At 64.7% G+C, this 13,989-nt stretch carries 10 protein-coding genes; 1 reads left to right on the top strand and 9 read right to left on the bottom strand.

All coding sequences use genetic code 11. The features are described from left to right. The first annotated feature begins 41 nt into the window (after positions 1 to 41). Positions 42 to 800 (top strand): SDR family NAD(P)-dependent oxidoreductase, encoded by a 759-nt coding sequence (locus BVIR_RS09545; RefSeq protein WP_055037458.1) that lies wholly within the window; start codon positions 42 to 44, stop codon positions 798 to 800. A 194-nt stretch (positions 801 to 994) separates the two neighbouring features. On the opposite strand, the gene BVIR_RS09550 is transcribed toward BVIR_RS09545, so the two are convergent. The 9 genes from BVIR_RS09550 to BVIR_RS09590 form a co-directional block, all read right to left on the bottom strand. Further along, a complete protein-coding gene (locus BVIR_RS09550) occupies positions 995 to 2,092 on the bottom strand; it encodes a glycosyltransferase family 4 protein (protein WP_055037459.1) in 1,098 nt (365 codons plus the stop codon). Between the two features lie 197 nt (positions 2,093 to 2,289). Then, entirely contained in the window at positions 2,290 to 3,753 is a 1,464-nt protein-coding gene (locus BVIR_RS09555) for an aldehyde dehydrogenase family protein (RefSeq protein WP_055037460.1), read from the bottom strand. Positions 3,754 to 3,888: 135 nt separating this feature from the next. Continuing rightward, complete coding sequence (locus BVIR_RS09560; RefSeq protein ID WP_055037461.1) at positions 3,889 to 4,704, bottom strand: SDR family oxidoreductase; 816 nt, start codon at positions 4,702 to 4,704, stop codon at positions 3,889 to 3,891. Next, positions 4,688 to 5,845: an N-acetylneuraminate synthase family protein gene (locus tag BVIR_RS09565; RefSeq protein ID WP_236823584.1), complete on the bottom strand. Its 1,158-nt coding sequence runs from the start codon at positions 5,843 to 5,845 to the stop codon at positions 4,688 to 4,690. The genes BVIR_RS09560 and BVIR_RS09565 overlap by 17 nt, the downstream gene beginning before the upstream one ends. Further along, the gene (locus BVIR_RS09570) at positions 5,842 to 7,527 is read right to left on the bottom strand and encodes a capsular polysaccharide export protein, LipB/KpsS family (RefSeq protein WP_055037463.1); all 1,686 of its coding nucleotides are present in this window, start codon (positions 7,525 to 7,527) and stop codon (positions 5,842 to 5,844) included. Before BVIR_RS09570 ends, BVIR_RS09565 begins: the two co-directional genes overlap by 4 nt. Continuing rightward, the gene (locus BVIR_RS09575) at positions 7,524 to 9,455 is read right to left on the bottom strand and encodes a transketolase family protein (protein ID WP_055037464.1); all 1,932 of its coding nucleotides are present in this window, start codon (positions 9,453 to 9,455) and stop codon (positions 7,524 to 7,526) included. Before BVIR_RS09575 ends, BVIR_RS09570 begins: the two co-directional genes overlap by 4 nt. 27 nt (positions 9,456 to 9,482) lie before the next feature. Then, a complete protein-coding gene (locus BVIR_RS09580; protein WP_197604426.1) occupies positions 9,483 to 10,244 on the bottom strand; it encodes an acylneuraminate cytidylyltransferase family protein in 762 nt (253 codons plus the stop codon). A 102-nt stretch (positions 10,245 to 10,346) separates the two neighbouring features. After that, the gene (locus BVIR_RS09585) at positions 10,347 to 13,043 is read right to left on the bottom strand and encodes a hypothetical protein (protein ID WP_145912007.1); all 2,697 of its coding nucleotides are present in this window, start codon (positions 13,041 to 13,043) and stop codon (positions 10,347 to 10,349) included. Between the two features lie 3 nt (positions 13,044 to 13,046). Next, positions 13,047 to 13,796 (bottom strand): TylF/MycF/NovP-related O-methyltransferase, encoded by a 750-nt coding sequence (locus BVIR_RS09590; protein WP_169788598.1) that lies wholly within the window; start codon positions 13,794 to 13,796, stop codon positions 13,047 to 13,049. Between the last annotated feature and the right edge of the window lie 193 nt (positions 13,797 to 13,989).

The following is a 13,989-nucleotide window of genomic DNA, read 5'->3' on the forward strand; positions in this document are numbered from 1 at the left end:
GTCGCGGTCGATTCGCCGATCGCCATCACTCGGAGCGCCCGATGAGCTTCTCGCACTCCAACCAGCCGCCGAACCGGGTCCTGTTGCTCACCGGCGCCTCGCGCGGTATCGGCCACGCCACGGTGAAGCGGTTTGGCGCTGCCGGGTGGCGCGTCATTACCTGCTCGCGCCAGCCCTTCCCCGAGGAGTGCCCGTGGGCGATGGGGCCCGAGGACCACATCCAGGTCGATCTCGCCGACCCCGACGACACCGATAAGGCGATCGAGGAAGTTCGCGCCCGCCTGCCGTTGGGTGAACTGCACGCCCTGGTCAACAACGCTGCGATCTCGCCCAAGGGGCCGGGCGGCGCCCGGCTCGGCACCATGGACTCCGCGCTCGACATGTGGCGGGGCGTGTTCCAGGTCAATTTCTTCGCCCCGATCATGCTGGCGCGCGGCCTGGTCGAGGAGCTGAAGGCCGGCCAGGGCGCGGTGGTCAACGTCACCTCGATCGCCGGCTTGCGCGTCCACCCGTTTGCCGGGGCGGCCTACGCCACCTCGAAGGCGGCGCTGGCGGCGCTCACCCGCGAGATGGCGGCCGATTTCGGCCCGCTCGGGGTGCGGGTCAATTCCATCGCGCCCGGCGAGATCGATACCTCGATCCTGTCGCCGGGCACCGAGAAGATCGTCGAAGAACAAATCCCGATGAAGCGGCTCGGCACGCCCGACGAGGTGGCGAAGATCGTCTACATGCTGTGCACGGAATGGTCGTCCTACGTCAACGGCGCGGAGATCATGATCAACGGCGGCCAGCACGTCTAAACAAAACCAGCCCCCTGCCCCTCCGCAATGCATGCCCGCATCAAGCGCGGGCCTTCCGGACTTGAGCTTGCGCCTTGACGCGGTGAGGTTTCATCCGTGGCTGGCAGAGTACGGTCGCATGCGGCCAGGGCTTCCGGCCGATCAGGCCGGCGAGCCGATTATTTATCGATTGGCATCAAAGCCGAGGATGAAAATCACCGCTCGGCAACGGAGATCATTTTCCGGACAAAAGTCGGTATCGAAAGATCGGCAAGATATTCTGACATTCCGGACTTCAATCTCGCATACAGCTCCGGGTCGGACATCATCCGTTCCATGGCGTCGGCGATATCGGAGGCGTTGATGTTCTTGACCACAAGGCCGGTCTCTTCGTGGCGGACCTGTTCCATCAACCCGCCAACGGCTGTCGCAATCACGGGCAGCCCGCAATTGAACGCCGCGACGGCGACACCCGACTGGCTGGCCTCAAGGTGACTGAGAACGGCGGCGTCATACCGGGCGAGTATCGAGGGGATCTCGTCGTCGCCAACCCAGCGATTGTCGATCTCCGCACCTAGCGCCACCAGTCGCTCCCGGTACGGTTCGAGGTTGCCCTCACCAACCACACCGATGCGGAACTTCGCTCCGCGTTGGCGCAGCAGCTCCGCCGCGGCGACGAACAGGTCGAGGCCCTTGTAGCGGGCAATCCGGCCGAAAAAGAGAAAGCCGAACCCAGCCACAGCCGGCGCTGCCATCGCCTTCGGCTGGTAATTGAATGTCGGGTGCGCGAGCGTGGTGATTGCATCCGGAGGCGCGATGCCGCGCGCAACCAGCCGCCGTGCGACGTGCTTGCTCAGTGTCACGACGTGGGACGCGCGCCTCGCGTCGCGCAGCAGCCAGTCGGTCACCACCGCCTTAGCGTCACCGGGGTGAGAGTCGGCATCATGGACGACGACGGTATAGGTTGCCCCGGCGGCCCGAACCATTCCGGCGAGAAATGGCGTCCACATGTGCGACATCAGCACGACGACAGATTTGATGTGGTCGCGCTCGATCACCTCGCGGATCTGCCGGCGCGCCGCAAGCAAGCGGTCGAGCCGAAACGTTCCCGCCGCGGACTCAAACGTCCTGACCGGCACCAGCTTCACACCGGACCGCTCGAAGTCGCGATAGATCTCATTGCTGGTGGAGACGCTGACACGCGAGACGACATCGTGCATCGCCTCGGCCGCCTTTGCTGCCTCAAGGGTGAGGCGAGACAAGGCTCCCTTGCGGCCCCAATACAGAAACAGAACCCGGTGCGTCGCTGACATCACCCCTCGCCGGATCGCAAGCGCTGCCCACCCGTCAGCCGAACCATCGTGACATCCTCGCAGCTGCGCAGCCCGCGATCAGCGGCTGTCCATTGGACTCGTGCATGTTCCGCAGACGCGCAAGCCGGTTATTGGCAAGAAAAACAGCAGACCAAAAACATCGGATTTTCAGTCTGCTCAATCGAATCGAAGAAACTCTAAAGCGGCAACCGAACATTCAGATAGACATCCTGCAACTCGCTGTAAACGTCGAGCGCTTCGGTCCCTGGTTCCCGTGTGCCGTTGCCTGATGCCTTCACGCCACCGAACGGCATGTGCGGCTCCGACCCGTGCGTGCCACCATTGAGAGTGGCGACACCGCTGCGCACCCGGCTTGCGAAGGTCAGCGCCCGGTCGACGTCGCGGGTGTGGATCGCCGCCGTGAGGCCGTAGGGCGTGTTGTTGGCCAGCGCGACCGCTGCCTCGAAATCGGCGACGCGATAGAGCGTGGTGATCGGCCCAAACAGCTCGGTGCGTGACATCTCCGCGTCCGGCGCCACTCCGGCAACCACGGTCGGCTGCAGATAGAAGCCGGCCGCCAGGTCCGGAGACGCCGCCCGACGGCCGCCGCACACGATCTCCGCGCCCTCGGCCTTGGCGCGTTCGATCGCCGCCAGCATGTTGGCAAGCTGACGGGCGTTGATCACCGGGCCGAGGTCGCAATCGGGCTCGACGCCGAGCTTGAGGCCGTCGACGGCGGCGACCAGCTTGGCCACGAAGGCGTCATAGACGCTGTCGAACACGATGATACGGCTGGCCGCAGCGCAGCGCTGGCCGGCGTTCGAGAACGCCGCCAGCGTCGCCCAACGCACGGCGTTGTCGAGGTCGGCGTCGTCGCACACCACCAACGGGTTCTTTCCGCCGAGTTCCAGCGACACCTTCTTGAGCTGCCGGCCGGCAACCTCGGCGATCATCCGTCCGACCCGCGTCGAGCCGGTGAAGCTCAGCACGTCGACGTCAGGGTGTTCCACCAGCGCCTGCCCGGCCTCCGCGCCGAGGCCATGCACGACATTGAGCACACCGGTGGGCAGCCCAGCCTCCTCGCACAGGCGCGCCAGGAACCACGACGAGACCGGGGTGTCCTCGGCGGTTTTCAGCACCACGCCATTGCCGCAGATCAACGCTGGGAACACCTTCCAGGCGAAGTTCGGGGCCGGCGTGTTGGCGGCGATGATCAGGCCGGCCACCCCGCACGGGCGGCGCACCGTCATCGCCCAGCGCAGCGCCATGCCGCTGGTGGTGGTGCGGCCGAACAGCCGCTGCCCCTCGCCGGCAAAGAACCGCGCGCACTGGATGGCGGCGGCGGCCTCGCCCTGCGCATCCGGCAGGCGTTTGCCCGCCTCCAGCGCGACGATGCGGGCGAGGTCGTCTTTCCTCGCCTCGATCAGGTTGGCGATGCGGTGCAGCACCTCGCCGCGCTGCACGCCGGGCGTGGCCGCCCAGCCCGGCTGCGCCATCCGCGCCGCCGCCACCGCGGTGTCGATCTCGCCGGCGCCAGAGCGCGGAACGGCGGCAAGAATGCTGGCGTCATGCGGATTGACGACATCGATCACCGCCGTTGTGCCGCGCGGCGGCTCGACGCCGCCGATGCGGTTGGGCACGAAGTCGGGAAACAGGGTCATCGGTTGCGTCCTGCGTCATACGGTTTCCGGAGGATCACGCCGTGATCCCGCACGCGATCTCGCCGAAGATCCCGGCTTGGATCAGAATTTCGGCGAGGGGACGCCGAACGTCCGGCCGGCCCACCGCAATCGGTCTCACATGGCGGTGAAGCCGCCATCGACCACGAGATTGGCGCCGGTCATGTAGCGAGCGGCATCGGACAGCAGAAAGATGATCGGTCCGGTGTAGTCCTCCGCCTCGGCCATACGGCCGAGCGGCACCTTGGGCAAATAGCGCTCCAGGAAGCGCGGATCCTGCCGGTTGAATACGCCGGCGAAGGTGAGCGTGTTCACCCGCACGTTGTTCGGCCCCCAATAGACCGAGAGATAGCGCGTCAGATTGTAGAGCGCGGATTTGGAGACCGAATAGGCCACCGGCTTGAAGAACACCTCGCCCTGGTCGCGCCGGTACTGGTAGAGCGCCTGATCCGGCGCCACCACCCCGTAGATCGAGCCGATATTGACGATGGAGCCGCGGCCGAGCGCCGCCATGCGGCCGCCGAAAACCTGGCAGCACAGCACCACGCCCTTGACGTTGACGTCCATGATGCGATCGAACGAGGCCTCCGGATAGGTCTCGAACGGGCCGTTCTCGGTGGCCGGCGCATTGGGCGGCGAGTCGATCGCCGCATTGTTGATCAGGCCGAACGGCGCCTCCCAGCGCCGCTCGATCTCGGCCAGCGCAGTCTCCAGCGCCGATCGCAAAGTGACGTCGCAGGCGATCCCCAAGAGATTGGCCTGCAGCGCATCGGGCACCGCGCCGCCGAGCGACAGATCATCCGGGGCGGTCTGGTCAAGCAGCGCGACGCGGGCGCCGCCAGCAAGCAGAGCCGCGGCAAACCGGCGCCCGAGTTGCCCCAGCCCGCCGGTGACCACGATCACCCGACCTTGAACGTCAAACGGCGACTGCATCACCCTCACCGATCCCGACATCGGCCAGCGTGACGAGTTCTTCGGCCGACACGCTACGCGTCAGCAGGCGGCCGACGAGTTGCTCGGCCTCGAACGGTCGCAACGTCGCCGCCGTGATCTTGGCGCTCACCGGAATGCGGAAGGCGAGATCGTCGGCACTCAGCACCGTTCCGGCCGGAAGCTCGCGCGCCGCCACCACCCGCTTGACCATCTTGTTGAGGGGCGAGGTCTCGGACGGATATGGCGTCTTGATGCCATTGCCGAGCGCGATGCGGGCGCGTTCGAGGTCGCGCACCACCCGCTTGAGGCCGGCCGGCTCCAGCGAGAACGCCTGGTCGGTCCCCTTCCAGGCGCGGTTGAGGGTGAAGTGCTTTTCGAACACCCGCGCGCCCAGCATGTAGCCGACCAGCGGCATGGCGATGCCGGAATCGTGCGAGGAAAAGCCGATGACGATGTCCGGAAAGGCGTTCCGGAAGGTCTCGATCACCCGCAGATTGAGCTCCTCGTGCGGCGGCGGATAGCCCGAGGTGCACTGCATGATGCAAAGGTTCGAGTTGATCGGCATGATCGCATCATAGGCGCGCCGAACATCCTCCATCGTCGCGCCGCCGGTCGAAACGATGATCGGCTTGCCGAATGCGGCGACCTTCTTGAGAAGCGCGATATTGGCCAAGTCGCCCGAGGCGATCTTGTAGCCCGGCATATCGAGTTCCGCGAGAAAGTCGGCCGCAGCATCGTCGAACGCGGTCGAAAAGAACAGGATTCCGATTTTGTCGCAGTATTCCTTCAATTCACGATACTGCGCGGCATCGAATTCCAGAAACTCGCGATGGGTGCCGTAGGTCGGTCCATAAGCGTTCTCACTGTCATAGTGAGAATCGTACATTTCCCGAGTGAACAGCGTTCGGTTATCCCGCTTCTGGATCTTGACCGCATCTGCCCCTGCTTCGGCAGCAGCGTGGAAGATGGCCTTGCAACGCTCGAGGTTGCCCTGATGGTTGTGCCCCACTTCGGCAATGACGAAGGGAGAACTATCATCCGTGATCTTCTTGTCGCCAAACACGAAAACCCGTTCCAACGGCTTTCCTCCCTGCCACTGGCAGACACTTTTGCTGATAGGAGCCTCGCCGGGCCTGATCAAGCCTCGAACGGGGAACCTTCGAGAATCCCGCTGCAAATCGTGTCGAGCCCAGGATCGCCTCCCGGACGCAGCACGCTCAGGTCGCGCGCGGAAATGGTGAAGCGCCGCGGCCCGTGCTCCGGCATTACGAATACCAGCGGGATCATGCGGCGGAAGAAGAAATGGTGAGCGTAGCGCAGCGCCCGTTCGCGCCGGTCCGGATCGTCAACCCGCTCGAACGGCAGCCGGTTGAGAATCGCCTGATAGTGCTCCGGTGACGTAACGTCTTCGGTGATGCCCTTGTTGCGCACCCACGCTTCCCCGGCCGCGACCACCGGAATGCCCATGGCGGTGAGTTCCACCCCCATCTTGGTGGCATAGATCAGCACCGCGTTGGCAAGATCGGCGAGCTGGTAGGACGACAGCGGGCTCTCGGGCGGCACGATCGCGACATTGGCCGGCAGGTCCGGAACGCGGCGGGCGATCTCATCGGCGGCGCGCTGGCGCGAGGCCGGGCTGCCCGACACTTCGGCCGGGTGGACGCGGATGACGAGCTGCAAATCGGGCCGCCCGGCAAAGAACGCGATGGTGGCGACCAGCCAGTCGATCTGGCTGGCGAAGGCGTTGGTGGGGTAGTGGAGCTGAGCGTCCCAGAACACGTTGGTGAACGCCACCACCAGCGGCTTGTCCGGCTCAAGGCCGAACTCGGCCAGCCGCGCCCGTGTGGCGTAATCGGGATCCTTGTGGAAGCGGATCCAGTCCTCCCGCCCTTCCCGCCGGCTCACCAGATAATCGATGATCCGTGAGCGCTGCGCCTCGCTCAGCGGTGTCTGGGCCCAGCGCCCGGTCGGCTCGCTCATCAGGGTGTGGTGGTAGGTGTCGTCGTGGCTGAAGATGAAGCAATGCCGGCGATAGGCCGGGTTCCAGGTCACCACCCGGATGCCATGCGCCCGCGCCACCGCGGCGACCACACCCTGCGGCGAATAGATGCCGTGATGGGCGACCACCACGTCCGGCTTCAGCCGCTCAAACAGACGCCGATAGGCCGCCGCCGTCACCACCGCCGCCGCCAGGAATCGGCGCGCCACGGTCAGGCCGTGCGGCTCATCGTCGAGGGTGCCACGGGCGAAATAACGCAGCGTGCCGGCATAGGCGTGCTCGCCCAGCGGCAGGCCATCCCAGCTCCAGTTCCGGAGCGCGTCGATGTCGAGCCCGGCGGCGATCTGTTCGGCCTTCCGGCGATCCTCCGGCGTGATGAAGTCCCCCAGCCGCTCGGCGGCAAGGCCGAACTGACGTTGGCGGGTGGCGGCGGGGTCGTGGCAATAGCCGCACAACAGCCGGGACGGCCCCCTGGCGGCCAATCGCGCCGGATCGGGCTGCAAATTCAGCTCGCACATCATGCAGGCCGGCAGCGCCCGGTCGCACAGCACGGTGTGAACGGAGGCGCCACGCAGGGTCAGCGCCACCGCCAGCAGCCGGTCGATCGCCGACAGGCCGAACTGTCCGCCATTGTTGGTGGCGATCACGACCCGAGGTCCGGTTCGGGCCCGATCGCGCGCCGCCTGCCATCCGGGCGCGTCGGTGGCGAGGATCGGCCGCAGATCCTGATGCAGCCCGGTGCGCGCCAGCAGGTTGAGGCGCGACAATCGCGCGCCGAGCGCTTTCGGAGAGGACCGCAGGAAGGCGCGCAGGTCGAGGCTCATCGGCGCGCCGGAGCCTCGCCGAGGAAGTGGGCGATCCGATCGGCAAGCCCGGCAGCATCGAGCCCGATTTCGCCCAGCACTTCGTCGTTGCGACCGCAGGGCGGCACGTCCTCAAGACCGATCTGCAGGCAGCGCGGCATCCGCTCCACATTGGCGGCGGCGAGCGCGGCAAGGACATATTGGCCCTGGCCGCCCGGCCGGAAGTGATTGTCGAGCGTGATCAGCGCCGGCACGTCGGCGACCAGCCCGGCGAGCCATCCAGCGTCGACCCGGTTCAGCCACGGCAGGTTGACGACGCCGATCGAGCGGCCATCGTTCTCCAGTCGCTCGGCCGCGGCCAGCGCCTGCGCCACCGCCACCAGGCCGGCGGCGACGATGATCGCGTCACGGCCGCCGCGCAGCGTGACGCCAGCTCCGAGCCCAGGCCGGTAGCCGGCCGGCAGCCTGGCCGCGGTGACGAACGGAATCGACGCCAGCCGCAGGAAGCTCGGGCCGTCATAGGCGAGGCACCAGTCGAACAGCGGTCCCACCTCTTCCGGACAGCACGGCTCGACCATCACCAGATTGGGAATGCCACCGATGGCGGAGATTTCACGCACGCTCTGGTGGGAATGGCCGGGACCGGCTGGCAGCACCCCGGACAGACCGCCGACATAAACGATGCGGGTGCGCTCGGTTGCGTTGTTGAAGATCTGCTCGTTGGGCCGGGTCGACAAGAAGCACGAGAACGAATGCACCACCGGCAACGCGCCCGCCAGGGCCATGCCGCCGGCCCGGCTGACCATGTCCTGCTCGGCGATGCCGCATTCGACGAAGCGACCCGGGTGACTTTCCCGGAACGGCAGAAGGCCCATGTCGAGACTAAGGTCGGCGTCGAGCACGATCAGTTCGGGGTGGCGGCCGGCGGCGGCCAGCAGCGCCTCGGTATAGGCCGGAAACAGCCGCACGCTCTCGGCCGGCACCGGCGTCACCACCGGTTTTTCGGTGCGCCGGACCTCGATCGCGCCAGACCCGACCTCCGCGGTGAGCTTGATCAGCCGCGCCTCGATCTCCTCGATCGCCTGCCGATATTCGTCGGCCTTCGGCGCCCCGGAATGGTAGCGGAACATCTCGACGTCGGAGTCGATCGAGGTGCCCTCCATGAACGACACACCCTTGCCCTTCACGGTGTCGGCGATGAAAACCTTGGGCTTATCGGTGACATCGCAGAGTTCGGCGAAGGTCTTTGCCAGAACCTGCGGATCATGGCCGTCGGCGCGCACCACGTGCCAGCCGAACGCCGCGAACTTGGCCGCGAGATCGCCGAGGCTGGAGGTCCGCTCCACCGAAAAGTCCGACTGGAACTTGTTGTGGTCGACCACCACCGTGAGGTTTGCCGCAATGTCCTTGGGAACCGAGAGTAGCGACTCCCAGATCTGGCCTTCCTGCAACTCGCCGTCGCCAGTCATCACGAAGATGCGGCGCCGGCGGCCAAGCAGGTGGTCGGCCATCAGCATGCCCTTGGCCTTGGAGATGCCCATGCCAAGCGAGCCGGTGTTGGTGACCATACCGGCGATGGACACGTCAGGATGGCCGGGCAGCCCGCCCAGCCGCCGCAGCACGTGGAGCTTATCCTCGGCCATGCGGCCAAGCCCGATCAGCACGGCATAAAGCCCCGGCGCGTCGTGGCCTTTGGAGGAAAAGAACAGATCGCCCTCGGCCATCTCAGCGAGATAGAGCTGGCTGAGGATGTCGAGCGAGGAGAACGAGGAGCCGATGTGGCCGGAGCCTGCCCGCGCGATCATATAAAGCGCATTGAGCCGCGCCATGTCGGCAAACAGTGAAACAATGGTCGCCTTCGCGCTGTTGAGGCGACGAACCCGGCCAAACTCGGATTGCGGAATATAATACAGCTCAGAGTCGACAACCGACCCGATAAGATCACCCACTGTATAGCTCCTCAGGAAATGGATTTTTCACGCGTCAACGGACAATCGGTCAATCGGGTACGGGTCGCGATCAACCTCCGGCAACAGAGCCTCGCCGGTTTTGATCAGGAGCTCGGCATACCATAGGTCTTTCGACCGATTTATGTCCAAGCCCTCGTCAGCCTCGGTAAAAAACGGCAGCATCACGGTGCCGGAAATGGTGGAGGCCCGTACCACGCGGGTCCAAGCGATTTCCAGGCTGGCGTTCTGGACATAGACCGCGGGCAACGCCGCCATCTGCTGGCTGTGCCAGGGCGCATCGTCCGGCGACAGCGGCAGCAGCGGCAGCAGGCGGTCGCCGCGCACAACCCACATCTTGCCGGGGTGCTGCTCGACCCACTCGACCGCGCGCAGCGAGTCGATGCCCTCCGCGCCCAGGAACCGGTCCCAGGCGCGCCGGATGGTCTGCGGTTTGCGGAACGGCGAGGTCGGCCGCAGGATTGAGAAGGCATCAAAGCTCCGTCCCGCCTGCTCAAGCCGCTCGATGGTCAGCCTGACCCATTCGATATCGGGCGAGCGGTCGCCGGCGATTTCAGCCGGACGGAGAAACGGCACTTCCGCCCCGTAATGGCGGGCGATGTCGGCGTAAAGCTCGGAGTCGGTCGAGACGATGACGCTGTCGAACACCCCCGACGCGCGCGCGGCGCAGATCGTATAAGCCAGAACGGGATGACCGTTCAGCACGCGGATGTTCTTGTGGGGCACCCGCTTGGAGCCTGACCGCGCAGGCACAAGAGCAACAACGTTCACAATGCCATCACCTCTGCAGCGGCGCTGTCCGCTTGCGCGCCGAGGTTCGGAGCGTCAAATTTACGCAGACAGCGCTCGAGCGGCGCGCGTCGAATGGTGCATTCACCGCGCCACCACCTTGACCTTATTGCTGGAGTCTTGCGTTGCCGCCAGCGCCAGGAGGTCGGCCACGATGGCATTGGCCAATTCGGCACGACCGGCATCGGCAAGATGCTCCGTTTTCTCATTCTTGCTGAAAAACAGCTTGTCCGCAAAGGAGAGGCTGAGATCGTCGAACATGCCGCCAGCGCGCTGCACCCGTGGTTGCAGGGCCGACTGAACGATGGCGATGTTGCTTGCGAGCACCTCCAGGAACCGCGGGCCGACCACGCGCGCGCCCCACATGTGGTTGAGCGGCGTGACGTAGAGCAGCGGCGTGATGCCCATGCTGGCAGCGGCATCCACCGTGTCTTGCAGCGCCGCCAGCCAAGGATGATCCGCCGTCAGCGGATGCATGTAATGGAAAATGGCGATCTGCCGGCTTCGCCAGGAATCATCGGACGCCTTTGCGGCACGGTCGTCGATCACCTTCAGAAAATCGTCGACGGTCTCAAACGGTGAATCCGGGTAGCGGACGGAAATCTTGCGAAATGCCGCCAGATCCGCCGGAGTGGGCTCAAGACTGGGTATCGGCGCTCCCGGCCGATGCGCCCGCAGCGCGGCGATTTCGTTCTCGTACTGATTGTCGTTGCGCAGATGCCACTGCGGCGAAAAGCACCGCATGTTGATCGGCAGCACCACATAGCGGGGCCGATGCGGCATCCGCTGGATGCAGCGGAGAATTTCCAGGAACAGCGTCGGCGGGAACGCCGAGCCGTTGAGCGCAAGGCATCTGCCTGCACCGAGCTGATCGACCAGCATCGCCGCCAGCGTTCGGCCATCCTTGTCCTCGCCGCGGACGCGGTAATGAACCGAATCGCCAAGGATCAGATGATCGGGCGTCGTTCCGCCGACGCCGAACGCCCTCTCGATTTCTGCGAGAAGGCGAAATTCGCCGTCATGGTAGCGTCGCGCCACTATGCCCCGCTCTGCCAGCGCGTGCAGACGCCTTTTCTTCCCCTCGACGAACATCGGAATGGGAATCGGCAGGGCGAAAATCCCAAGAGTGCGGACGCTGTGCAGACCGCGACGGCGAACGTTCAAAACGCACCACGCCATTCGATGGCCCCACACCGCAGCCGAATAGAGCGGTCCGCTGCGTCGCAGCACGCCCGAGACCAAGCCGCGGAACGAACGTCGCCGTATGACTCGTTTCCGCAAAAACTTTGCGGTCGGATGCACGACGAACAGGTGAAGCCACCCCAGCGTCAACGCAAGGCGGACCTGCCACCACGCAGCGGTCGGGTTCGGCCGCGCCGACACCGCCGCGGTGGCGCGCGCTGACACCGCCTCGACCGCATTCGCCCAGCACAGCGTCGCCGACTGATCGCGGCCCAGCGGGCGGATGAAGTTGTCGATGAACCGGGCGTTGGCCTCGCGGCTGCACTTGAGCAGCGCCTCGTCGTTCCCGACCAGCCGGCTCAGAACCGAAATGTTTGCCGCGAGGTCGCGGGTCCGGATCATGAAATCGTGCTTCAGCAGTTCACAATAATGCGGCGTCCCGAGGTGGCCGTCGTCGAATTTCTCATCCTCGAACGCAACGATCGGTCGGTTGATGATCGCCGATTCGATCATCGCCGAGGTGTTGATCCCGACCACGGCGGCGGCGTGGTGGATCGAGAGGTAGAAATCCTCGCGCGCATTGCCGGAGAACGGTATCGCACCGGCACGCGGATAGATCGCCACGTTGCCATATCTCGACAGATCGTTGGTCTCCCAGATCTGCGCATTCTGCGGATGGGGGCGCACCAGAACGCCGGCGCGCGCCAGCCGAGCGTCGCCACTCGTGCGGATCGCTGTCAGCCAGGATTCGACGAAGCTGGCCTCCTTACGCCCGCCGATCGAGCCCGACGAACAGGTGTAAAGGATGAACGGCTCGTCCGGATTGAGGCCGAGGGAACGGCAGAACTCGCCCCGCTCGCGCACCGGCTGGGATTCGAACCAGATGTCGTAGCCGGGCGCACCGGTCAGCACCACCCGGTCCTGGTCCAGACCATGCAACTCAGACGCTTCGGTGCGATGCGACTGGTTCCACACCAGACCGAAATCCGGCGTCGGTCGCAGCATGCCCTTGTTGGTCAGGTTGTCCCAACTGTACATGCTGTACAAAGAGGGAATGCCGCACTGGCGCGCCGCCAGAATGAACCCGCTCTGCTCCGACCCGATCGGCGTCAGCGGCGAGATGATCATCACATCAGGCTTTGACGCCCGCAAAAAATCGACGAGGTGCTGAGGTGCCGGCAGGGAATCGAGCACGCCCTTCAGACCATCGTTGGCGGCGGCATAGCCCTTGTCGCGGGCACGTCTCCGCGCCCACATCAGGAAAACGTCCGCGCCGAACGTCCGCCGAACCAATTTGAGCGCCCGCGCCCGCAGAAAGTGAGAGCTCCCGTACATGGGAAGGTCGTAACGAAGCACGTCGAGCGCAGTGCTGACGACCTGCGAAGCCCCCGACCGAGCGCACTTCACAGCCGGCGCATAGCCGATCTCAAGCTCGGGGAGCATCGCTGCCGTTTGGGCAATCAACTCCTCGCCGACGCGACCGCTTGGAGGCTCGCTGAACACGACGCGAACGTGATGTCCACGCTCGATCAGCCTGCCGAACCCGGCGGCAAAATTCTTCAGAAAGAAGGGATGACGAAGAACGACGAGATATCTCACATGTCACCCGAAAACGAGGACGCATTGTCCAGTGTCGAGAGGCACGACGTTTACGCGTTCGAACTCATCAAGGAAATCATTTATGGCGCGAACGACGCCTGGGCAGGACTTCGCACCGTAGTCGTCCACGACAATCAGGCCGCCCGGTACCATGTTCGGCATAAAATGGCGCAGACAAAATAGCGTCGGCTCGTAAAGATCCACGTCGAGATGAACCAGCCCGATGCGTTTGGGAAGCTGATCAAACGTCTCCTGGACACGCCCAACGTGCACGTTGGCATACGGGAATGGCGCAAGCAACTGCTTGACGGCATCTGCCGAGGCGTCCGCGAACCAAGATGGGAGGTGGCGATCGTAATCGCTCCTTACGTCAACCTTGTCGTGCCCCTTGAAGGTGTCGCAAGCGTGAAGGGTTGCCTCCAGAGCGAGCTCGCTGATCGCGCGTGCAAGAAAATAGCTGGTGCCTCCCTTGAAGACGCCGACCTCGACGATTCCAACTTTCTCTCGAGAGCGTCGCTTGACGTTCTTCAAGGCGTTGTAGAGCGTGAACAGGCGGTCGTAGTAGAGCAGGCAACGGCCGGTGCGCAAAGCGTCGTTGGCCAAGGCGCCAAACTCCGGCAAATCGGGAAGCGGCAGCAGCTTGCGGGCGGACGCGCCATAATGATCGCGGACGACGTGGTAGCCGATCCGGTCGTTACTCAGGTTCTTGTCGAGTCGCTTGGCAAACCCTCCCAGCGACTTGATCAACGGCACCAGCGCCCGACTCCTGTCGGTATACACTAGAGTGCGCATGACCGCGGGCGACGCGACCAACTTAACGACGGGGGCCATCAGTCGGGCGGTGAATGTCCCAAAATCCATTTGATACACTGCTTACCTGCTCTCGCCTTCAAGCCACGCTCGTATTTTCTCAACCTTCATCCCAGTCTTAGAGATATTATGATTT

The organism is Blastochloris viridis (assembly GCF_001402875.1).
GTDB lineage: Bacteria > Pseudomonadota > Alphaproteobacteria > Rhizobiales > Xanthobacteraceae > Blastochloris > Blastochloris viridis.

Excerpts from the sequence above, each read along its gene's own strand:
- BVIR_RS09545 (WP_055037458.1), top strand. The coding sequence starts at position 42 with ATGAGCTTCTCGCACTCCAACCAGCCGCCGAACCGGGTCCTGTTGCTC.
- BVIR_RS09550 (WP_055037459.1), bottom strand. The coding sequence starts at position 2,092 with ATGTCAGCGACGCACCGGGTTCTGTTTCTGTATTGGGGCCGCAAGGGA.
- BVIR_RS09555 (WP_055037460.1), bottom strand. The coding sequence starts at position 3,753 with ATGACCCTGTTTCCCGACTTCGTGCCCAACCGCATCGGCGGCGTCGAG.
- BVIR_RS09560 (WP_055037461.1), bottom strand. The coding sequence starts at position 4,704 with ATGCAGTCGCCGTTTGACGTTCAAGGTCGGGTGATCGTGGTCACCGGC.
- BVIR_RS09570 (WP_055037463.1), bottom strand. The coding sequence starts at position 7,527 with ATGAGCCTCGACCTGCGCGCCTTCCTGCGGTCCTCTCCGAAAGCGCTC.